At 64.3% G+C, this 19304-nt stretch carries 28 protein-coding genes; 16 read left to right on the plus strand and 12 right to left on the minus strand.

Annotated elements, in window-relative coordinates; genetic code table 11:
- Positions 1-10 precede the first annotated feature (10 nt).
- Together ACZBJS_RS09315 and ACZBJS_RS09320 are read left to right on the plus strand one after the other, a co-directional pair.
- A complete protein-coding gene (locus ACZBJS_RS09315; protein WP_035632483.1) occupies positions 11-460 on the plus strand; it encodes a GNAT family acetyltransferase in 450 nt (149 codons plus the stop codon).
- Positions 461-479: 19 nt separating this feature from the next.
- On the plus strand, positions 480-1061 hold the full coding sequence (locus tag ACZBJS_RS09320) for an NUDIX hydrolase (RefSeq protein ID WP_316395727.1): 582 nt from the start codon (positions 480-482) through the stop codon (positions 1059-1061).
- Between the two features lie 248 nt (positions 1062-1309).
- On the opposite strand, the gene ACZBJS_RS09325 is transcribed toward ACZBJS_RS09320, so the two are convergent.
- Positions 1310-1750, minus strand: a complete 441-nt coding sequence (locus ACZBJS_RS09325) for a hypothetical protein (RefSeq protein ID WP_141343177.1) — start codon at positions 1748-1750, stop codon at positions 1310-1312.
- A 273-nt stretch (positions 1751-2023) separates the two neighbouring features.
- Here ACZBJS_RS09325 and ACZBJS_RS09330 point away from each other — a divergent pair, with 273 nt between their 5' ends.
- Positions 2024-2278, plus strand: a complete 255-nt coding sequence (locus ACZBJS_RS09330; protein ID WP_057019143.1) for a hypothetical protein — start codon at positions 2024-2026, stop codon at positions 2276-2278.
- A gap of 88 nt (positions 2279-2366) precedes the next feature.
- On the opposite strand, the gene ACZBJS_RS09335 is transcribed toward ACZBJS_RS09330, so the two are convergent.
- Complete coding sequence (locus ACZBJS_RS09335; RefSeq protein WP_316395728.1) at positions 2367-2840, minus strand: hypothetical protein; 474 nt, start codon at positions 2838-2840, stop codon at positions 2367-2369.
- A gap of 127 nt (positions 2841-2967) precedes the next feature.
- On the opposite strand from ACZBJS_RS09335, the gene ACZBJS_RS09340 reads away from it, so the two are divergent.
- Both ACZBJS_RS09340 and ACZBJS_RS09345 read left to right on the plus strand, forming a co-directional pair.
- Positions 2968-3735 carry an SDR family NAD(P)-dependent oxidoreductase gene (locus tag ACZBJS_RS09340; RefSeq protein WP_316395730.1) on the plus strand — a complete coding sequence of 256 codons (768 nt, stop codon included), beginning with the start codon at positions 2968-2970 and terminating at the stop codon, positions 3733-3735.
- Between the two features lie 169 nt (positions 3736-3904).
- Positions 3905-4165: a helix-turn-helix domain-containing protein gene (locus ACZBJS_RS09345; protein ID WP_016840962.1), complete on the plus strand. Its 261-nt coding sequence runs from the start codon at positions 3905-3907 to the stop codon at positions 4163-4165.
- 113 nt (positions 4166-4278) lie between these two features.
- Here the strand turns inward: ACZBJS_RS09345 and ACZBJS_RS09350 are convergent, their stop codons facing one another.
- The gene (locus tag ACZBJS_RS09350; protein ID WP_229193055.1) at positions 4279-5274 is read right to left on the minus strand and encodes a hypothetical protein; all 996 of its coding nucleotides are present in this window, start codon (positions 5272-5274) and stop codon (positions 4279-4281) included.
- Positions 5275-5404: 130 nt separating this feature from the next.
- On the opposite strand from ACZBJS_RS09350, the gene ACZBJS_RS09355 reads away from it, so the two are divergent.
- Entirely contained in the window at positions 5405-5932 is a 528-nt protein-coding gene (locus ACZBJS_RS09355; protein WP_057019139.1) for a collagen-like domain-containing protein, read from the plus strand.
- Positions 5933-5987: 55 nt separating this feature from the next.
- Here ACZBJS_RS09355 and ACZBJS_RS09360 read toward each other — a convergent pair whose 3' ends face one another.
- Together ACZBJS_RS09360 and ACZBJS_RS09365 are read right to left on the minus strand one after the other, a co-directional pair.
- Complete coding sequence (locus ACZBJS_RS09360; RefSeq protein WP_028334831.1) at positions 5988-6212, minus strand: hypothetical protein; 225 nt, start codon at positions 6210-6212, stop codon at positions 5988-5990.
- A gap of 85 nt (positions 6213-6297) precedes the next feature.
- The gene (locus ACZBJS_RS09365) at positions 6298-6564 is read right to left on the minus strand and encodes a DUF2277 domain-containing protein (RefSeq protein ID WP_057019313.1); all 267 of its coding nucleotides are present in this window, start codon (positions 6562-6564) and stop codon (positions 6298-6300) included.
- Between the two features lie 118 nt (positions 6565-6682).
- Between ACZBJS_RS09365 and ACZBJS_RS09370 the strand changes: the two genes are divergently transcribed.
- Positions 6683-6928, plus strand: a complete 246-nt coding sequence (locus ACZBJS_RS09370) for a DUF2188 domain-containing protein (RefSeq protein WP_016840968.1) — start codon at positions 6683-6685, stop codon at positions 6926-6928.
- Positions 6929-6943: 15 nt separating this feature from the next.
- On the opposite strand, the gene ACZBJS_RS09375 is transcribed toward ACZBJS_RS09370, so the two are convergent.
- Entirely contained in the window at positions 6944-7633 is a 690-nt protein-coding gene (locus tag ACZBJS_RS09375) for an ArsR/SmtB family transcription factor (RefSeq protein ID WP_316395735.1), read from the minus strand.
- 139 nt (positions 7634-7772) lie between these two features.
- On the opposite strand from ACZBJS_RS09375, the gene ACZBJS_RS09380 reads away from it, so the two are divergent.
- The 5 genes from ACZBJS_RS09380 to ACZBJS_RS09400 all read left to right on the plus strand — a co-directional run bounded on the left by ACZBJS_RS09380 (position 7773) and on the right by ACZBJS_RS09400 (position 10821).
- Positions 7773-8174: a nuclear transport factor 2 family protein gene (locus ACZBJS_RS09380; RefSeq protein ID WP_316395736.1), complete on the plus strand. Its 402-nt coding sequence runs from the start codon at positions 7773-7775 to the stop codon at positions 8172-8174.
- Between the two features lie 111 nt (positions 8175-8285).
- Entirely contained in the window at positions 8286-9350 is a 1065-nt protein-coding gene (locus ACZBJS_RS09385; protein ID WP_463438657.1) for an alpha/beta fold hydrolase, read from the plus strand.
- A 17-nt stretch (positions 9351-9367) separates the two neighbouring features.
- Positions 9368-9715: an MmcQ/YjbR family DNA-binding protein gene (locus ACZBJS_RS09390; protein ID WP_316395738.1), complete on the plus strand. Its 348-nt coding sequence runs from the start codon at positions 9368-9370 to the stop codon at positions 9713-9715.
- A gap of 154 nt (positions 9716-9869) precedes the next feature.
- A complete protein-coding gene (locus ACZBJS_RS09395) occupies positions 9870-10223 on the plus strand; it encodes a hypothetical protein (protein WP_076830365.1) in 354 nt (117 codons plus the stop codon).
- 187 nt (positions 10224-10410) lie between these two features.
- Positions 10411-10821, plus strand: a complete 411-nt coding sequence (locus ACZBJS_RS09400; protein WP_076830363.1) for a hypothetical protein — start codon at positions 10411-10413, stop codon at positions 10819-10821.
- Between the two features lie 90 nt (positions 10822-10911).
- Here ACZBJS_RS09400 and bfr read toward each other — a convergent pair whose 3' ends face one another.
- Both bfr and ACZBJS_RS09410 read right to left on the minus strand, forming a co-directional pair.
- Positions 10912-11400, minus strand: coding sequence for a bacterioferritin (bfr, locus tag ACZBJS_RS09405; protein ID WP_076830360.1), 489 nt, complete (start codon positions 11398-11400; stop codon positions 10912-10914).
- 189 nt (positions 11401-11589) lie between these two features.
- Positions 11590-11862 carry a (2Fe-2S)-binding protein gene (locus tag ACZBJS_RS09410; protein ID WP_106322359.1) on the minus strand — a complete coding sequence of 91 codons (273 nt, stop codon included), beginning with the start codon at positions 11860-11862 and terminating at the stop codon, positions 11590-11592.
- Between the two features lie 390 nt (positions 11863-12252).
- Here ACZBJS_RS09410 and ACZBJS_RS09415 point away from each other — a divergent pair, with 390 nt between their 5' ends.
- Together ACZBJS_RS09415 and ACZBJS_RS09420 are read left to right on the plus strand one after the other, a co-directional pair.
- Entirely contained in the window at positions 12253-12558 is a 306-nt protein-coding gene (locus tag ACZBJS_RS09415) for a hypothetical protein (protein ID WP_016843729.1), read from the plus strand.
- 236 nt (positions 12559-12794) lie between these two features.
- Positions 12795-13079: a hypothetical protein gene (locus tag ACZBJS_RS09420; RefSeq protein ID WP_016843728.1), complete on the plus strand. Its 285-nt coding sequence runs from the start codon at positions 12795-12797 to the stop codon at positions 13077-13079.
- 95 nt (positions 13080-13174) lie between these two features.
- Here ACZBJS_RS09420 and ACZBJS_RS09425 read toward each other — a convergent pair whose 3' ends face one another.
- The 3 genes from ACZBJS_RS09425 to ettA all read right to left on the minus strand — a co-directional run bounded on the left by ACZBJS_RS09425 (position 13175) and on the right by ettA (position 16915).
- A complete protein-coding gene (locus ACZBJS_RS09425; protein ID WP_410469719.1) occupies positions 13175-14419 on the minus strand; it encodes a lytic murein transglycosylase in 1245 nt (414 codons plus the stop codon).
- A 99-nt stretch (positions 14420-14518) separates the two neighbouring features.
- Entirely contained in the window at positions 14519-15100 is a 582-nt protein-coding gene (locus ACZBJS_RS09430) for a TIGR00645 family protein (protein WP_057019130.1), read from the minus strand.
- 165 nt (positions 15101-15265) lie between these two features.
- A complete protein-coding gene (gene ettA / locus ACZBJS_RS09435; RefSeq protein WP_057019129.1) occupies positions 15266-16915 on the minus strand; it encodes an energy-dependent translational throttle protein EttA in 1650 nt (549 codons plus the stop codon).
- Between the two features lie 273 nt (positions 16916-17188).
- Here ettA and ACZBJS_RS09440 point away from each other — a divergent pair, with 273 nt between their 5' ends.
- Positions 17189-17434 (plus strand): hypothetical protein, encoded by a 246-nt coding sequence (locus ACZBJS_RS09440; protein WP_057019128.1) that lies wholly within the window; start codon positions 17189-17191, stop codon positions 17432-17434.
- A gap of 117 nt (positions 17435-17551) precedes the next feature.
- On the plus strand, positions 17552-18514 hold the full coding sequence (locus ACZBJS_RS09445) for a D-2-hydroxyacid dehydrogenase family protein (protein WP_316395743.1): 963 nt from the start codon (positions 17552-17554) through the stop codon (positions 18512-18514).
- Between the two features lie 18 nt (positions 18515-18532).
- On the opposite strand, the gene ACZBJS_RS09450 is transcribed toward ACZBJS_RS09445, so the two are convergent.
- The gene (locus ACZBJS_RS09450) at positions 18533-19276 is read right to left on the minus strand and encodes a DUF4336 domain-containing protein (protein WP_229193191.1); all 744 of its coding nucleotides are present in this window, start codon (positions 19274-19276) and stop codon (positions 18533-18535) included.
- Positions 19277-19304 lie beyond the last annotated feature (28 nt).

Below are 19304 nucleotides of genomic sequence, written 5' to 3' on the forward strand. Positions count from 1 at the left end.
GCAGGCGACGATGCCCTCCTCCTCTGCCTCCCTCGCCATTGCAGAGATCACCGATAACGACATCGCCGATGTCGTCGCGCTGTGGCAGGCCTGCGGCCTGACGCGGCCATGGAACGATCCTGCTGCCGACATCGCGCTGGCGCGGCGCGGACCGAATTCAGCCGTGCTGGTCGGCCGCGACGCCAATGCGATCGTGGCGACCGCGATGGTCGGCCACGACGGTCATCGCGGCTGGGTCTATTACGTCGCGGTCGATCCCAACCGCCAGGGCAAGGGGCTTGGCCGCACCATCATGGCGGCGGCCGAGGACTGGCTGCGCGCCGCCGGCGTGCCGAAGCTGCAACTGCTGGTGCGGCGGGAGAACGCCAAGGCCGGCGCGTTCTACCAATCGCTCGGCTATGACGAGTCGACCTCGGTGATGCTGGCCAAATGGCTCGACGGGCGCGAAGCGACGCCGTGAGAGGGCTGAGGACCGACGCATGAGCATCGCCGACCGCGTTCGCGTCAAGCACGTCGAGCTGCTTTCGAAGCGCCGCTACGAGCTGAAGAGCGCGACGTTCGACTACCGGCGCGCCAACGGCGAATGGCAGACCCAGGTGCGCGAGGTCTACGACCGCGGCAACGGCGCGGCGCTGTTGCCCTACAATCTGACGACCCGCTGCGTCGTGCTGGTGCGCCAGTTCCGCTTCCCCGCTTTCGCCAACGGTTATGACGATCTGCTGATCGAGGTTGCCGCCGGCATGCTCGACGGTGCCGAGCCGGAAGCACGCATCCGCGCCGAAGCGGAGGAAGAGATCGGCTACCGGCTCGTGCATGTGCGCAAGGTGTTCGAGGCTTTCACGTCTCCGGGCGCCGTGACCGAGAAGCTGCATTGCTTCGTCGCCGAATACGACGCCGCGATGCGCATCGGTGACGGCGGCGGGCTCGCCGACGAGGGCGAGGACATCGAGGTGCTCGAGCTTGCGATCGACGACGCGCTCGCCATGATCAGCGACGGCCGCATCGTCGACGCCAAGACCATCATGCTGCTGCAATACGCCGCGCTGCATCTGTTCAGGTGAGCGCGGCTTCGCCCCGGCCGGTGCCGGCACGGCCTTGCGGCTTCGCGCACTCAACGCTTTAGACTAGCTGTCCCCGTCATCCCTGCGCAATGGCTATGCCATTGTCATGGCTATGCCATTGTCGCTGGAGGTGCGAGCCACTTCGGCGAGCCTCGAAGGATGAATCGGCCACCAGTCGGGCCGTGCATCCTTCGAGACGCGCGAAGACGCGCTCCTCAGGATGACGGGGATAAACCGAACGAAATGCTCTACCGCATCGTGATCGCAAGCCCGCTCAGATCGGCGTTGGCCATCAGGCCGACCTGGTGGCCGGTCAACTCCAACACCGCGCCCTTCTGATTGGTCAGCACGATCGCACGCGCGCCGCGTCCGACGGCAAGCCCCGCGCCGGCCGCACCGTAGACGCCGGCAACGTCGGACGGACGGTTGATGTTGCTGACCCGGCCGCGTAGCACGGTCTTGGAGCCGCCGAACACCAGTCCGTAGTCGAGGCCGCCGGTGGAGAGCCGGTAGGAGCGGCCGCGGAAGGTCAACACGCCGCTGCCGCCGGAGCCACCGATGATCCATCCGGCCTTGTAGATCGTGAGCGTCACGAAGCCGCTGTCGGCGCGGGCCGCGGAAGAGAACGCAAGGCCAATGAACGCCAGCAGCGCGGCAAGCGCAGCACGCAGGGTGGATGAAGGTTTCATGTGTGGTCTCCCCAGGATTTACTCACGTCGATTTGCTCTCGTCGATTTGCTCGCGTCGTGACACGGCTGCGAATCGCGATGCTCCGACTGTAGCAAGCGCGTAAACAGGCGCAATTTGGCACAGCGATGGCCGATTTGTTGACGGGTGCTTTCGCACGACCGGTGTTGAACCTGTTCCCGGGGTTGCAATACTCACTGCATGTCCGGGGCGATCGGCCCCTGAGCTCCAGGATTGCCCCGCGGAGCATTCATTTTTCAAACCGGAGATTTCCCATGCGTCGTCTTGCGATTGCCTGTGCCGCCATTGCCGCCACCGTGTCCTTGCTTGCCGCGGCAAGCCCAGCCAGCGCCACGCCCTATCATCTGATCCGCTGGCAGGACACCGGCTTCTGCCAGATCTGGGACCAGAGCATCCCGACCACGCCGTGGCCGGCGAACTTCTCCATCGTCAGCGAGGAGCTGCCGACCTTCGACGCTGCGTTCAGCTACAAGACCGGCCTCCTGAACAACGGCACCTGCGCGTTTTGAGCGAACGCCATTCGATCACGCAAAGGGCGGACACGCGGCAACAGCGCGGCGTCCGTCCTTGTGCTGTCAGATATGACGCGATCCAGCGTCAGTGATGCTTGATCAGGGCGTCGCGCGCGGCGGCGAGTTCGAGGAATGCCGCGCCGTTGCCGCCGCCGTCGGGATGCACCGTCTTGGCGGCGCGCTTGAAAGCCTGCTGGACTTCGGTCGCAGCGAGGCGGCGGCCCAACGGCAGGCCGAGCAATTGCCGGTACTGCTCCTCCTGCGTCAGCGCCTTCGGCGCCAGGCCGCGCTGGCCAAACCGCGGTGCCGACAGCATGTGCAGTGCGTCGTTGACGATGCCGAGACGGCGCAGCGCCATCGCTTTGGTGCGGCGGTCGGCCGATTTCATCGCCGCCTGGCGCAGGATCGGCAGCACCTGTGCGGCCGCATGCCGCAGCGTCTCGTCGATGTCGGTCGCGGCGATCTCCGCGACCATTTTGGCCATCTCGCGGTAGTCGGGATCCGGCGCCGCGCAAAAGCGCTCGATCGCAACTTTCCAGTGTCTGATATGCGGGTCCATGTCCGCGGTCCGTAACCGTCATCCGAATCCGGATAACAGCAACGCGCAAACGCGGCTTGGCGTTTCGGTTGGCGCAGTTTTGAATAGTGTTGTCGACAACGCTCACAAATCAGAACGAGGAAACGCCATGGCCCTTCTCGACAATCACATCGCCGTCATCACCGGTGCGGGCTCGGGCATCGGGCGCGCCATCGCACGGGGCTACGGCCGCGAGGGCGCGCGCGTGGTGCTGCTCGACATGAACGGCGATGCGGCGGCGGAAGCGGCCAGGGAGATCCGCAATGCCGGCGGCAAGGCGGAGAGCTTTGCGCTCGACGTGACCAATCGCGACGCCTGCGTCGCGATGGCAAAGCAAGTGGCCGACAAGGCCGGGCCGGTCTCGATCCTGGTCAACAATGCCGGCATCGCGCGCCGCAACGGCATGCTCGGCACCGACGAGGCCGTGATCAAGGATTGGGAAGACATCATCTCGATCAATCTCACCGGCGTGTTCAACGTGACGCATTCGTTCCTCGCGCCACTGCGCAAGAACAAGGGACGCATCGTCAACATCGGCTCGATCCAGTCCTTCGTGCATCTGCGCACGCCGAGTTCGCCGGCCTATACCGCCTCCAAGCACGGCGTGCTCGGCTTCACCAAGGCGCTGGCCGCCGAACTCGGCAAGGATGGTGTGCGCGTCAATGCAATCGGGCCGGGCTTCATCGAGACGCCGTTGAACGAGAAGGTGCGCGCCACCAATCCCGACCTCGTCAAGGTCTTCATGGACCACACCCCGCTCGGCCGCGCCGGCAAGCCGGAGGACATCGTCGGCCCCGCCATCTTCCTCGCCTCGGACCTGTCGGCCTATGTCTCGGGATCGATCGTGATGGTCGATGGCGGCTACCGCACATTGTGACGGATGGAACCGCAATCGTGGCGATTTCTGGGTATTTTGCTTACAGAGCAGGGAGTTAGGGGCGCGTTAAGGGCTTGTTAACCAAACCGGCACACCGTTGATCTACGGGGTAGTTGGTTCTCGATGTCTTCGCTTCACCGACGAAGCGGGCGTTGATCGGGAGGAGTTCATGTCTTACGCGTCCACCGTACCGTCGCCGGAAGCTCTGCTGCCGTCGCTGGCTCCAAATGAAATCGTCCCACTGCTGATCGGCGCGACCGTCGATGAAGTCGAGCGCGAGCTCGTGCTGCAAACGCTTGCGCGCTGCGACGGCAACCGCACCCGCGCCGCGCGCGTGCTCGGGCTGTCGGTTCGGACGTTGCGGAACAAGATCCGCGAATATTCGGCCGACGGCATCGACGTGCCGCTGAGCGAGCACGCCGCAGCCTAGAGCAAGATCCGGAAACGCGCGAAGCGGCTTTCCGGGAAGATCGTGCTTGGACAACGAGCTAAGCGTGATGACGATTCAACCGGATCGCATCACGCATGAGCGGCACGTCGACGCTAGATCGGCAGGTCGATCGAAAGCCGCCGCCAGCGCGACAACAGCTCGCTGCCGCCGGCATCAAGGCAGCGAGCGAGACGCACCTCGGTCGTCGCGGCCTGTTGCAGCGTCTGCGCGACCAGCGCCGTCGCATAGTCCCAATAGTCGCGCCGCCCCTTCGGATCGTCGTCGACCAGCGATTTTGCGAGGATCTCGACATAGATCGCAGCGACGGCTCTTTGCCAGAGCTCACCCGCGCGCTCGCCCTCCGCCAAGGACGCGCCGGTCCGCGACTGACAGGCCAACCAATAATTTTCCTCCGCGCCGCCCCAAGCGGATGGCAATAGCGATGGATCGAGGCATGGCGAGCGACACTCAAGCGGCTGCATGCCGCGCGCGTCGCAGAAGAAGCAATAGCCAAGCTTGTCGTACCAGTTAACGCGCAGCAATCTGCGAATCTCGGTCTGTTGATCCGCTGCGAGCCGCCTCATGCCCGTCAGTTCGAGATCGCCGATGATCGCCGCCAGGCGATCGCGATCATACGGCTCGACCTCGAGCACCACGCCGATATTGCGCGGAAACAAGGCGTCGAGCATCTCGATCATCTCGCGATAGAACCGGCCCGCCAGGCCGCCGCCGCGCCACGCCTTCGCGACGCCGACATAGTTGCAGTAGATCAGCTCGCTTGCGTGATCGTAGGTGAAGAAGCCGAGGCCGATCGCGCGCCCTTCCGCGCGCAGGATGAAGCAGCGCGAGTCGAGGCAATATGACAGCTGCTGATCACCGACGCTGAACTCTCGTCGCTCGCCGACATCATCTGACAACACCCAACGCACAATGTCGTCGGGGGCGTCGCGCTCGTTCGGAGGAAACAGCTCGGCATACAGATCGAGGACGCCAGTGTTGCGAAACGCCGCTTCGTCGCGCAGATCGTGCCGCGTCACCACGATGTCGAACGTCAGCGTCCCTGTTGCGTCGCCTGCAACTGCCCCGCGCCTGTCGTTCAGAATCCGCAACGCGTCCTCCCGTCACGATCTTCGCATCGAATTATGATTGTTGATCGCTTGCATCAGCCGCGCCCGGCAGAATTGAAGCCGTCATCCAACCTCTGTTACAAGCGGCTTGAAATCGCGACGGAGCATATCAGTGGCTGACGAGACAATCTCCCGCCAGGGGTCACGAGGGGCGCAGGGGCCGCAGGGCCGTCAGGGCGAGCCGGGTCGGCCCGGTCCGCAAGGACATCCGGGGCGGCCGGGGCCGGAAGGTGCGCGCGGCAAGCCGGGTCCGCAGGGCAAGCCCGGACTGGTCGGGAAGGCGGGGCCCCAGGGCAAGCCGGGAGCGCAAGGCAAGGCGGGCGTGCAGGGTCCGCGCGGCGAGGCTGGCCCACAGGGACCGCAGGGACCGGCCGGCCCGCGCGGTGAAGCCGGCCCGCCCGGACAATTGCCGTCGATCGAGCAGGTGATGCCGTGGCTGCACATGATCTTCGACGCCTGGGAAGACTACAAGCGCACCAAGGAGCGTGAAGCCGCCGAGTTCGCCGAGCGCGATGCCGCCGAGCGCGCGGCAGCGGAGGCGATCGCGCTTGACGTCGACGCCATCGACTTTGCGGAAGATGACGACGAGGACGACGATCACAAGAAAAAGAAGAAGCACCGCAAGAAGGACAAGAAGTAATCCTTCCGGTCCTGGCGCGGCGACGCGGCCAGCTCTGTCCGTGTCGCCCCGATGCCTACTGCTCCGCGCCCGGATTGGCCGGAGGATCGGAGGGGCGAGCGAGGTGCATGAGCTGGAAGACCCAGCGCATGGCGTAATACCAGGCAACGCCCGCGAGCGCCCCGCAGGCCGACAGGATGATGACGTTGGCAAGGTCGATCGTCCCGCTCGACCACAGCATGCCGCAGGTCCAGAGCACGGCGAACGCAATCGAACAGGACGTGAGCAGGGCAGGCTTCATGGCGTCGCTCCGGGATCGGGTGAACGACACCGATGCCCGGACGCGTGGCGCCGTACCGTGATCTGCATCACAGTGCGCCCCGCCCTCAGCCAAACCGCAGGCGCGAACGCTCCCTCGCCTTCTCCGCCTCCACCTCGCGATCGCGCGCCGGTGCCGTGGTCTGCAACGAGATCAGGAGCCTGCGCGCGGCATTCGAGACCTCGGTCACGGCCAGGTTGAAGGCGGCCTCATTGGACTGCGACGGCTTGTTGAAGCCGGACAGTTTGCGCACGAACTGCAGCGCCGAGGCGTGGATCTCGTCCTCGGTGGCGGGCGGCTCGAAGTTGAACAGCGTCTTGATATTGCGGCACATGTCGGTCTCCCTCGCCCGCGGCAACGGGGCGGCTCTCTCAGGACGATCGGCTGCTGCAAAATACGACATCGTGGTCTATTCTGGCAGTGTCATCGTCCACGGTGGAGCGAGGTTCCGGATGAGCCACGTGATCTACAAGGTAGTCCAGCACGACGGCGGCTGGGCCTATACCGTCAACGGGGTGTTCTCGGAACCATTTCCTACCCACGCCGCGGCACTCGCCGCTGCCCGACGCGCCGCCAACGAGCAGCGCGTCCCCGGCCGTACCGAGGCGATCCAGTACGAGACGTCGGACGGCAAATGGTTGACCGAAACCGCCTCCGGCAATGACCGCCCGGAGACCGAGGTCGAGGACGGCCGCTAGATCATCTCGTCGCCTTCAGAACGGAACCTGGACGCCAAGCCGGTCGAAGAACGCCCGCCCCCGGTCGGTGATCCGCAATGCGCGCGGAATCCGATGCGGCGCAACGCCGCGCATCTCGATCAGCCGCGCCAGCACGGCATTGGCAAACGGACCGGCGAGATGCGGCACGCGCTCGGTCCAGTCGTTGCAGAGCCGCAGATGCGGCTGCCGCGCCGAATCGAAATCGATTGCCTCGGCCCGGCACCAGGCTAACCCCTGCTCGGTCACGCGACCATCGCGGCCGTCGATCACGACGAGGCGGCGGCGGATCAGCGCATTCGACAACAGCACGCCGAGCTGACCCGCAAGGTGGTGGTAGCAGGTCCGCGATCGCCTGAGCTGCTCGGCCGGCATCGCACGCCGCCGCCCGACGGTGGCCTTGGCCGCAAGATCGACGAGGTTCTCGATCAGCGCCGCGACGTCGTCGTCCCTGATCCGGTAATATCTGAACCTGCCCTGTGCCCACACCGACAGCACGCGGGCGTCGACCAGCTTCTGCAAATGCGCGCTGGCGCCTTGCGGCGAAATGCCGGCGACCGCAGCAAGCTCGCCCGCCGGCAGCGCCTTGCCGTCGGCCAGCGCACTGACCATCGCCTCGCGGACCGGATCGCCCAAGGCCTCGGCGATCCGCGAAAATCCTGTCTGCAAGCCCTGGGATGATCCCACCGCATCGTCCTCCAGATCGCGCCGAAACGTCCTACCCGCATGCGCCGTGCCACGCAGCTCATTTCAGATTTTCCTGAAACGTTGCGGCGGCCTGTTCCGTTCAAATGGGCGGCAGTCGACCAAACACAAGGGAACGATCATGACAGCTGGCAGCAACGACGCGGAACGTATCTACAGGCTCTGGGATGATGCGCTCGGTAACAAGGACCTCGAGGCGGCGCTCGCGCTCTACGCAGCCGACGCCTCGATCGAGAGCCCGCTGGTCCAGCATTTGATGCAGACCAAAGACGGGATCGTCCGCGGCCGCGACGCGCTGTGCGAGTTCATCACGCGCGTGTTCCGCACGAACCCGCCGCAACGGCGGCGCTTCAAGCAGGGCTTCTTCAGCGACGGCCGCCTTCTCACCTGGGAGTATCCACGGCAGTCTCCGGACGGCGATCAGATGGATCTGGTCGAGGTCATGGAGATCGATGACGGCCTGATCCAGCGTCACCGCGTCTATTGGGGATGGTATGCGCTGAACGTGCTGAAGGCGAGTTAACCGGACACTTCTGCGTCAGGGGCGCGGCGCCGCTATCGGACGACGCCTTCCGTCATGCTAGGCTTGCACGCAAGCGGCTGGACAAATGCGCCGCGCGTGGGAAGAAGCATAATGATCCGTTGGTGCGCGGCCTTTGTGGCCGCTGTTGTTGTCTCGATGTCGGTACCGGCCATGGCTGCAGACTATCCCACGCCGCAGGATGGCGAATGGATCGCAAAGGACTTCAAGTTTCACAGCGGCGAGGTGATGCCGGAACTGCGGCTGCACTACACCACGGCCGGCGCGCCCACCGGACAGCCGGTGCTGGTGCTGCACGGCTCCGGCGGCTCGGCGGCCAGCATGCTGACGCCGAGCTTTGCCGGCCAGCTGTTCGGCCCCGGCCAGCCGCTCGATGCGGCGAAATACTACATCATCATCCCCGACGGCATCGGGCACGGCAAATCGTCGAAGCCGTCGGACGCGATGCGGACGAGCTTTCCGAAATACGACTACAACGACATGGTCGACGCGCAGTATAGGCTGGTCACCGAAGGGCTCGGTATCAGGCATCTGCGGCTCGTGATCGGTAACTCGATGGGCGGCATGCACACCTGGATCTGGGGCGTGCGCTATCCGCGGATGATGGACGTGCTGGTGCCGATGGCCTCGCAGCCGACCGCTATGGCGGCACGCAACTGGATGCTGCGGCGGACGATGCTGGAAACGATCCGCAACGATCCCGACTACAATGGCGGCAACTACACCAGCCAGCCGCGGATGATGAAATACGCCATCGCCGCCTATCGCTTCGCCAGCGCCGGCGGCACGCTCGCCTACCAGATGCTGGCGCCGACCGCGACGCAGGCCGACAAGCTCGTCGACGACCAGCTGGCCCTGCCGGTCACATCAGATGCCAACGACTACATCTATCAATGGGAGGCCTCGCACGATTACGATCCGTCGGCGGGACTGGAGAAGATCGAGGCCACCCTGCTTGCGATCAATGCGGCCGACGATGAGCGCAATCCGCCGGAGACCGGCGTCACCGGAGCTGCAGTGAAGCGGATCAAGAACGGCAGGATTGATCTGATCCCGGCAAGCAGCGAGACACGCGGCCATCTCACCACCGGCGACGCGCGGTTCTATGCCAGGCAATTGCAGGAACTGTTGCAGACGGCGCCGCAACGCACGATGTAGCGATCGAGGCCAAGGCGATGTCCGCTGATCGCTTCCGCCGCATTGCGCTGAGCCTGCCCGAGGTCGTTGAAGGCGCGCATCACGGCACCGCCGACTTCCGCGTCGGCAAGCGCATCTTCGCGACGCTCGGCTATCCCGACCAGGATTGGGGCATGGTGAAGCTGACACCTGAGCAGCAGGCGATGGTGGTCGAGGCCGAGCCGGAGATCTTCCGGCCGGTGCCGGGCGGCTGGGGCAAGAGCGGCAGCACCAATGTCCGCCTCGCGAAAGCGGATCAGATCACGCTGCGCAGCGTGCTCGAAATGGCGCGGGACAATATCGCGGTGAAAGCCGCGAAGAGGGCGCGCACGAAGCAACCAACCTGAGCGCAACCATCCCGCACTGCATCACGCCTGACTGCGCGGTTTCGCCGATTCTTTGAGCATGCATCCCGCGCGCGGTTCGTGCCTAATCGCGCAAACACCGGATTCGCGTGACGCTACGCGCGGGTCACGTAGAAGTTTTCGCCGGAGGAAGGCAATGCGAAAGCTCACGCATGTCGCGGTGCTTGCGTGGCTCGCCATGATGGCGGGCGCTGCACTGGCGTTCGACAACGGCCAATATGACAACGTGCCGCCCGATATCCGCGCCTGGTTCAAGAGCGTGATCGCGCCGAATGGCGTGCCGTGCTGCGACATCTCCGACGGCCATCGCACCAGCTACGACGTTCGGGGCGGCGCCTATTGGGTGCCGATCGAGGGCGAGTGGATGATGGTGCCGGAGCGCGCCGTGATCCGCGATCGCGGCAACCCGGTCGGCGAGGCCGTGGTGTGGTACGTGCACCACCGCGGCAGCATCATCATCAGCTGCTTCGTTCCGGCGGATGCGGTCTGAGCGGCGCCCGCCGCCTGCGCGGGAAGCCTGCGCGCGAGGTCGCGTCAATTTGAAACAGTTACTCCCTGTTAACCTTACTTTTTAACCAATAATTAAGGATGAGTTTGCGGGCGCCATGAGGCGCGGCCTAGCGTCTGCAGAAATGCTCCGTAACCGCGAGTTGGTGCGTGCCATGGCTCTTCGAAGAATGGCGTATCGAACAACTGGGGCGCTGATGGCGTCCCTTGGCATTGCAGCGCTGCTGCTTGCTTCCCCGACCGAGACCTATGCGAGATCCGGATCCGCAGCGCGCGGCACGTTCTCCTCGCATCATCCAGCTTTCCGCCATCATGTGCGGGTGCCCGGCATCGTGTTGCCGGACGCGGGCGGATATTATGATGGCGCGGCGAGCGTTCCTTTCGCCGCCGAGGTCCCGGCGCCGGTCTCGAGCGACGTCCGCTACACCTACACGCAGGACGTGCCGTGGGATTGGGCGCACCGCTATCCGCCGGCCGTGGTGCCGTCGGATCGGCCCTATGTGTCGAGCTGCCCCACCGAGAGCGTCACGGTGCCCGGCCGCGGCGGCGACCGCACCATCAACATCACGCGGTGCTACTGACGAATAGCTCGTTCACAAAAACAAAAGAGGCCGCCCGCAAGGCCGGCCTCTCGTATTTTGGCAGACGCTCGGCGCGCGGCTGACAGCCGGTCAGGAATCCTCGCCCTTCAGATGACCGACGTGCTTCTGGGTGTAGAGCTCAAGGCCGATGCGCTTGATCAGGTCGAGCTGGGTCTCGAGGAAGTCGATGTGCTCTTCCTCGTCCTTCATCAGCTGCTCGAACAGGTCGCGGCTGACATAGTCCTTGACGCCATGGCAGTAGGTCGCCGCCTCCTGGTAGAGCGTGCGCGCGCCGATCTCGGCGGCGAGGTCACACTCGATGATCTCCTTGACGTCCTGGCCGATCTTCAGGGGATCGAGCACCTGCAGGTTCGGGAAGCCGTCGAGGAACAGGATGCGATCGACGAATTTGTCGGCGTGCTCCATCTCCTCGATGGACTCCTTGCGCCAGACCTTGGCCATCTCCAGGAGGCCCCAATTGTTGAGCATCCGGTAGTGCAGCCAGTACTGATTGATGGCGGTCAGTTCGCTGCGCAGCCCCTTGTTCAGATAATCGATGACCTTCGGGTCGCCTTGCATGATCCACTCCACCTGTCGCGGCCAACCTTGGCCGGCGCTAAACTTAGAACGCTTCTAAATCAGATTATCGGCAAGAGCAACTCTTCGCAGAAGCAGCGCGTAGATAACCGGATTCGAAGGATTAGCGCAGCGTCTTCCAGCGAAACGGAAGCCGGTTCGCCGTCAGGAAGCGCGTCGAAACGAGAAGCGTTAGCAGGCCGCGAGCGCGAATTCTGCCGGCTCGGCGTCCTCGTTGGCGGCGTGCGGATGGCCGCTGTGGGGGCAGCCGGAGCAGCAGGCCTTGGCGCAAGGACCGAGCGCCTCGTCGATGATCGCCTTGATGGTGCGCGCGCAGCGGCCGCATTCGGCATTGCAGCCGAGGCAGCCGTACACCTGCTTGGCATTTCGAGTCACGGACCCACCGCCATTGACGGCATTGCGGACATCGTGGTCGCTAAGGACGTTACAGGAACAGACAATCATCGGAGAAAGGCGGGGTCCAACGGTGATGCTTGGCAATATGGATATTGTCGGCTCCCGCGGGATGCAAAAGGAAAAAGCGGTTTTTGTAGCAATTCCAAACTGATGCGGGATTCATATTGGAATGAGTCTAAATCGGTCGGAGGTCAGGAATCCGACACCCGCCGGGTGGCTGACGGCCAATAACCGCTGCCTTCGCCACCGGCCCCCATGAGTAGGCGCCTCGCCGCGGCGCTATCGGGCTTGTGCGTTGCAAGATATTGCAAAAACTGCAAGCATTTGGTCGCGAATGCGGCAGCGTCGTTCATTGATCATTCAAGCTGAATATGGAACCCTCCGGCGAGACAGATCGCCAATGCACGCTGTCCCTGCTGCCGCGAGAAAGGTGAGGCCATGAAGAAGACATTGCTGGCGCTTTGCGCCGTCGCCGCTGTGGCGGCTTCGACTGTGGCGGTGCCCGCCCCCGCCCAGGCACAACGCGGTGTCGCCGCCGGCGTCGCTGCGGGATTAATCGGTGGCGCCATTGTCGGTGGCGCGATCGCATCGCAGAACCGCTATTACGGTCCCGGATACGGCTACTATGCGCCCGGTCCGGCCTATGTCGCCGAACCCGGCTACGGCCCCGACTGCTTCTGGCAGCGCCAGCGGTTCTGGGACGGCTACACTTGGCGTGTTCGCAGCGTCCGCGTTTGCGATTGATCGCCGTTCATCTCGATTAAATCGAACCAGATGTCCCGGAAGACCGACTGTTTCTCCGGGACATCTGCTGCAGATGGCCAGAAAAAACCGCTTTTCTGCGCGATCAGCCTGCGGACGTTTACTTTCGGTTGACTGTTCTGCGCTGTTTAGCAAGACAGCAGTTCGAGATCAGCGTGTGAGTCACCTCAACCCGGCGCCGAACCACGGCGCCACCATCTTCCAGGAGAGCCAAAGACATGAAGAAGACTTTAGCTGCCCTTGTCGCCGTTACCACGATTGCCGGTTCGCTGGCCGTTGCTCCGGCTGCCAAGGCTGGTGACGGCGGCGCCGTCGCGGCCGGCGTTGCCGGCGGCCTGATCGGCGGCGCCCTGCTGGGCGGCGCTATCGCAGGCGCTCGCCCCGCCCCGGTCTATGTCGCACCGGCGCCGGTTTACGTCGAAGAGGCCCCGTGCCGCATGGTTCGTGAGCGCTTCTGGGACGGCTACGGCTGGCGCTTCCGTCGCATCCAGGTTTGCGACTGATCGACCGACACGTTTTCAGCATCACATTCGAAAACCCGGCCTCGCGGCCGGGTTTTTGCTTTTACGCCAACAGGCGGCCTTGCGAGCCAGCCCGATCAGCGCTGCCCGTTCATCGCGCGCAGCACCGCCTCGCTCGGCCAGCAATCAACCTTCAGCCCGGCCTGCTTCTGATAGGCGCCGAGCGCCGCGCGGGTCTGCATCCCGGCCTTGCCGTCGAGCTTGTCCTTGTAGAGACCGATCTTCGTCAGCTGCTGCTGCATCGCCTCGACATCGGCGGAGCGCAGCTGCTTCGACGCCGACCATGGCGTCGCGAATGGCTGCGGGCTCGTCATGCGGTCGGCGAGGTGGCCGACGAACAGCACGTAGAGATCGGAGAAATTGTATTCCTTGATCACGAAGTAGTTCGGCGTGGTCAGGAAGGCCGGACCGTAGCTGCCTTCCGGCAGCAGCAGCGACGCCGATTGCGCCTGCTCGGCGGCGCTGAGCTTCTGCCCGCGCACCGGCACGAAGCCGGCGCGCAGCCACTGGCTGATCGGCTTCGTCACTTCAGGCACGCCCATCGTGCAGTCGGCATTGGCCGGCGCCTGCACCTCATAGGCCCAGCGCACGCCGGGCTGCCAACCCTTGTTGACCAGCTGCTGCGCGGCGGAGGCGAGCGCGTCCGGCACCGAATGCCAGATGTCGACGCGGCCGTCGCCGTCGAGATCGACGCCGTGCTTGTAATATTCCGACGGCAGAAACTGGGTGTAGCCGGTCGCTCCCGCCCACGATGAGCGCATCTCCTTGCGCGTCACCGCGCCCTCGCCGAGGATCTTCAGCGCCAGGATGAACTCGGTGCGGTACTGATCCTTGCGACGGCCGACATAGGCCTGCGTCGCCACCACGCGCAGCGTGTCGTAGGGCAGCGAATAGCGCCCGTAATCGGTCTCGCGGCCCCAGATCGCCAGCACGACGGTGGCCGGGACGCCGAACCGCTTCTCGATCGCATCAAGCGAGGAGCGATACTTCTGCAACAGCCGCTGCCCCTCAGCGGCGAGCCGCGCGATCGAGGCTTCCCTGATGTAATCGGCCGGCACCTGCACGAACTCGGCCTGCGCCGGTGCGCCGGTCTTCGGACGTCCGGGCAGGATCAGGTCGGGCAGCTTGTAGTCGGGCTCGATCGAGCGCGTCTCGCGATCGAAGGTTTCGCGCGACACGCCGGCGGCCTTGGCCTCCGGCCACAGCGAGGCGATGAATTGGGTGAACGCGGCATCGGCGGCGCGCGCGGGTGAGACGACGGATGCAAGCAGGAGCCCGAGGGCAAGCGCGCGGAGGAATGTCAAATCCAACAACCTGTTCACGCAGCGGTCCAATGGGCGCGGCATCAGGCCAACGCCCGCGATATCAGTGTCGTGAGCCTTACCACGACACCGGATTGCTGTGAACCTTGGCGGCCGCGCTCAATGCGCGGCCTGCTTGGCGCCCTCGATCGAGTCGTTCGACAGCTTGTCGACGATGGCGATGCCGATGGCCGACAGGATGAAGACGCAGTGGATGATGGTCTGCCACATCACGCCGGTCTCAGTGTAGTTGCCCTTGCCTGACGACAGCGCGCCGGCCTCGATGAAGGTGCGCAGCAAATGGATCGAGGAGATGCCGATGATGGCCATCGCCAGCTTGATCTTCAGCACGCTGGCATTGACGTGGCTCAGCCATTCCGGCTCGTCCGGATGGCCCTGCAGATTGAGGCGCGAGACGAAGGTCTCGTAGCCGCCAACGATCACCATCACCAACAGGTTCGAGATCATGACGACGTCGATCAGGCCGAGAACGGCCAGCATGATCTGCTGCTCGCTGAAATCGAAGGCATGGGCGAACAGGTGCCATAGTTCCTTGAGGAACAGCACGACATAGACGCCCTGGGCGATGATCAGGCCGACATAGAGTGGCAATTGCAGCCAGCGCGATCCGAAGATCAGCATGGGAACGGGACGCAGCGACCGGCCCTTCGCGGGGGCGCGCGCCTCAGAAAGTGCGGACATGGTGGAGTGCTCGCAGGATTGAAAATTGCGGAGCGCTCTATCTACGCAATCCCGCGCGCTTGAAAAGCGACAACTGGCCGCACATTGCGCCGCGATGCCGTCACGATCCTGCCAACGAAGAACGGTCGAGCGCGGCGAGATGCCGCGTTCGACCGTTCATACTGGTCAGCGCGTCAGCTTCTTGTACTTCACGCGATGCGGAATGATGCTGTCCTGGCCGAGCCGGCGCATCTTGTCCTTTTCGTAATCCTGGAAGTTGCCCTCGAACCATTCGACATGGCTGTCGCCCTCGAAGGCCAGGATGTGGGTCGCGATGCGGTCGAGGAACCAGCGGTCATGGCTGATAATGACGGCGCAACCGGCGAAATCCTCGAGCGCCTCTTCCAGCGCGCGCAGCGTGTCGACGTCGAGGTCGTTGGTCGGTTCGTCGAGCAGCAGCACGTTGGCGCCCGACTTCAGCATCTTGGCGAGATGCACGCGATTGCGCTCACCGCCTGACAACGCGCCGACCTTCTTCTGCTGGTCAGCGCCCTTGAAGTTGAACGCCGAGCAGTAGCCGCGCGAATTGACTTCCTTCTTTCCGAGCAGGATCAGCTCGTTGCCCCCGGAGATCTCCTCCCACACCGTCTTGTTGCCCTCGAGCGCGTCGCGCGACTGGTCGACATAGCCGAGATGCACGGTCTCGCCGACCGTGATGGTGCCCTTGTCCGGCGTCTCCTGCTCGGTGATCATCTTGAACAGCGTGGTCTTGCCGGCGCCGTTGGCACCGATCACGCCGACGATGCCGCCGGGCGGCAGCTTGAAGGTGAGATCGTCGATCAGCAGGCGATCGCCAAATCCCTTGCTGAGACCTTCGAAGTCGACGACGTTGGCGCCGAGCCGCTCGGCGACCGGAATGATGATCTGCGCTGTCTGGGTCTGCTTCTCGCTCGCCTTCTTGAGCAGATCCTCATAGCGCTGGTAGCGCGCCTTCGACTTGGCCTGGCGCGCCTTCGGCGAGGACGCCACCCATTCCTGCTCGCGGGCCAGCGTCTTCTGGTGCGCGGCGTCCTCGCGGCCTTCCTGCTCGAGTCGCTTCTGCTTCTGCACCAGCCAGGACGAGTAATTGCCCTCGTACGGGATGCCGCGGCCGCGGTCGAGTTCGAGGATCCAGCCCGTGACGTTGTCGAGGAAGTAGCGGTCGTGGGTCACGATCAGGATCGCGCCGGGATAGTTGCGCAGATGGCCTTCCAGCCACGACACCGATTCGGCGTCGAGATGGTTGGTCGGCTCGTCCAGCAGCAGCAATTCCGGCTGGTCGAGCAGTAGGCGGCACAGCGCCACGCGGCGGCGTTCACCGCCGGACAGTTTTGTGACATCGGCATCGTCGGGCGGGCAGCGCAGCGCGTCCATCGCCTGGTCGACCTTGCTGTCGAGATCCCACAGGCCCTGGGCCTCGATCTCGTCCTGCAGCTTGGTCATCTCGTCGGCGGTCTCGTCCGAATAGTTGACCGCAAGCTCGTTGTAGCGGTCGAGGATCGCCTTCTGCTTGGCGACGCCCTGCATGACGTTCTCACGAACGTTGAGTGCCGGATCGAGGTGCGGCTCCTGCTCGAGATAGCCGACGCGGGCGCCCTCGGCGACCCAGGCCTCGCCGTTATACTCCTTGTCGAGGCCGGCCATGATCTTGAGCAGCGTCGACTTGCCCGAGCCGTTGACGCCGAGCACGCCGATCTTGGCGTCCGGGTAGAAGCTCAGATGGATGTTATCGAGCACCTTGCGGGTCGGGTACGCCTTGGTCAGACCCTGCATGAAATAGATGAACTGGCGAGCCATCCGCTGTCCCTGGAATTGATCCGATTTGTGGAAATTTTGCTGCCGCCGATGTAACGGCCGGCCCCCGAAAGCGCAACCGCGGGACCTCTGTTTTCCGTCCGTTCACCACGTTTCGCGGCTTCACCACGGATGATTACGGGTTCGACGTCATGTGTGCGCCGAATCACGACAATTGAAACCATCTTTTAATAAATCAGGCCAAAACTCGTTCTCAACGTCGAAAAACGGCGATTTTCGCGGCAGAACCGCGGCCAAAACAGTTGAGGCCACGTCATGGCTACCATCATTTCAGCACCCCTTCCGCGCCCGACGACCAAAGGCGAGGCGACGCTGTTCGCCGAATTCCGCGCCTTTTGGCGCGCCTTCGTCGCCAAGGCTTTCAATCCCTACCGGCCGGAACTGCACTATATGCGCGGCCCGGGTCCGGCCTGCCGTGCCAAGCAGATGGCGCTGTCGCCGGCGGTCCGCTCGATGCTCGCCGATATCCGCGCCACGAAGAAGCCGTCGCCGCGCGTGTGACAATCGCCGCTTTTTGAAACCGCGGCCGCTTGCGCGCCTGCCGATTGCGCGCGACCATGACGGGTATCCCGACGGTTGATCTCCCGCCGTCGTCCTCACCCTGAATGGACCTCCCCGATGACGCGGCTCCGCTGTGCAATCCTCGACGACTATTTTGACATCGCGCTTTCGGTGGCCGACTGGCCGAAGGTCAAGGACCGGGTCGACGTCACCGTGTTCGACAAGCCGTTCGCGAGCGAGGCGGAAGCGGCGACGAAGCTGAAGGATTTCGAGATCATCTGCGCGATGCGCGAGCGCACCCCGTTCCCGAAGAGCCTGCTCGACGCGCTGCCCAGGCTGCAGCTCCTGATCACGTCAGGCATGCGCAACGCGGCGATCGACATGGAGGCCGCCAAGAACCGCAAGGTGGTGTTGTGCGGCACCCAATATAGCCGCGATCCCACCGCGCCGCTGACCATGGGCCTGATCCTGGAACTGACGCGCGGCATCGGCCGCGAGAATGCGCGCATGCACGCCGGCGAGGCCTGGCAGACCTTTGCCGGTACCGAGATCGAGGGCAAGACGCTCGGCATCATCGGCCTCGGCAAGCTCGGCAGCAAGGTCGCCGGCATGGCCAAGGTGTTCGGCATGAACGTCATCGCCTGGAGTCCCAATCTGACGCCCGAGAAGTGCAAGGGGGCCGGCGTCGGCTATGCCAGCAAGGACGAGCTGTTCGCGACATCAGACATCATCACCATCCATGTCGTGCTGAGCCCGCGCTCGCGCGGACTGGTCGGCGCCGCCGATCTCGCCCGCATGAAGCCATCGGCCTATCTCGTCAACACCGCGCGCGGGCCGATCGTCGATGAGGACGCCCTGTTCGCGGCGCTGCGCGACAAGACGATCGCCGGCGCCGGCATCGACGTGTTCTCGGTCGAGCCGCTGCCGTCGGATCACCCGCTGCGCAAGCTCGACAACGTCGTGATCACGCCGCATCTCGGCTACGCGACGCGCGAGAGCCTGCAGGCGCATTATCAGCAGATGGTCGAGTGCATCGATGCCTTCACCAAGGGCAACGAGCCGCCGCGGCGCCTGGCCTGACAGCGGCATTCACTGCGGCTAGCCGAGCCAGCGGAACGCGCGTTCGAGCTCGGCGCGGCCGTCCCGGTCGTACCAGCGCCCGTGGGCGAGAATGATCCGCTCCGGATCCCATTCGATCATGCGGTCGACGGCGGCCTTCATCGCGTCCCTGTCCTGCAGGAAGGTCGAGCGCAGATCGGTTGGCGTGCTGCCGTCGGGATCGCGCACGCCGCCGAGCCAGATCAGGAACCGCATCAACGGCGAGCGGACTCGTCCGGCCTCAAAATTCTCGATCAGGTCCGTCAGCAGCAATGTCCGCGACGGCAGATGGAAGAACACGACCTCCGTCATGTAGCTGCCTGCCACCGGCAGCGTCGCGATCCACTCATCCCAGGGATAGCCGGATGATCGTTCCAGTGGCTCGCCTTCGAAGGTCAGCCGATTGTCCGCCTGTTGCTTGATCCCGGGCGCAAGGAAGATGCGCGCGTCGGGATAGGCAGCATTCCATTGCGGAATCCACCAGTAATGCAGACGGTTCGGACCGATGATCCAGCGCGGTACGCCCAGCTCAACGATTGCGGCCTTGAGCTCGGCCAGCAATGGTGTCGGCGAGTGAATGAACAGCCGCCCACCCGGCAGACGAACGATCGTCGCGCGCGTTGGAAACGGCATCTTGAACCAGCGCGGACCGAACCGGATGATCGGACCATCGATCATCCATACGTCATCGGCGACAGGCTTTGGCGCATTCAGCGGCGGATAGGTCTCGCAGACGTCCTGCATCGCATTGCTTCCCAAGCTGCAACGTCGA

It is taken from the genome of Bradyrhizobium sp. KZN70725, from assembly GCF_055264925.1.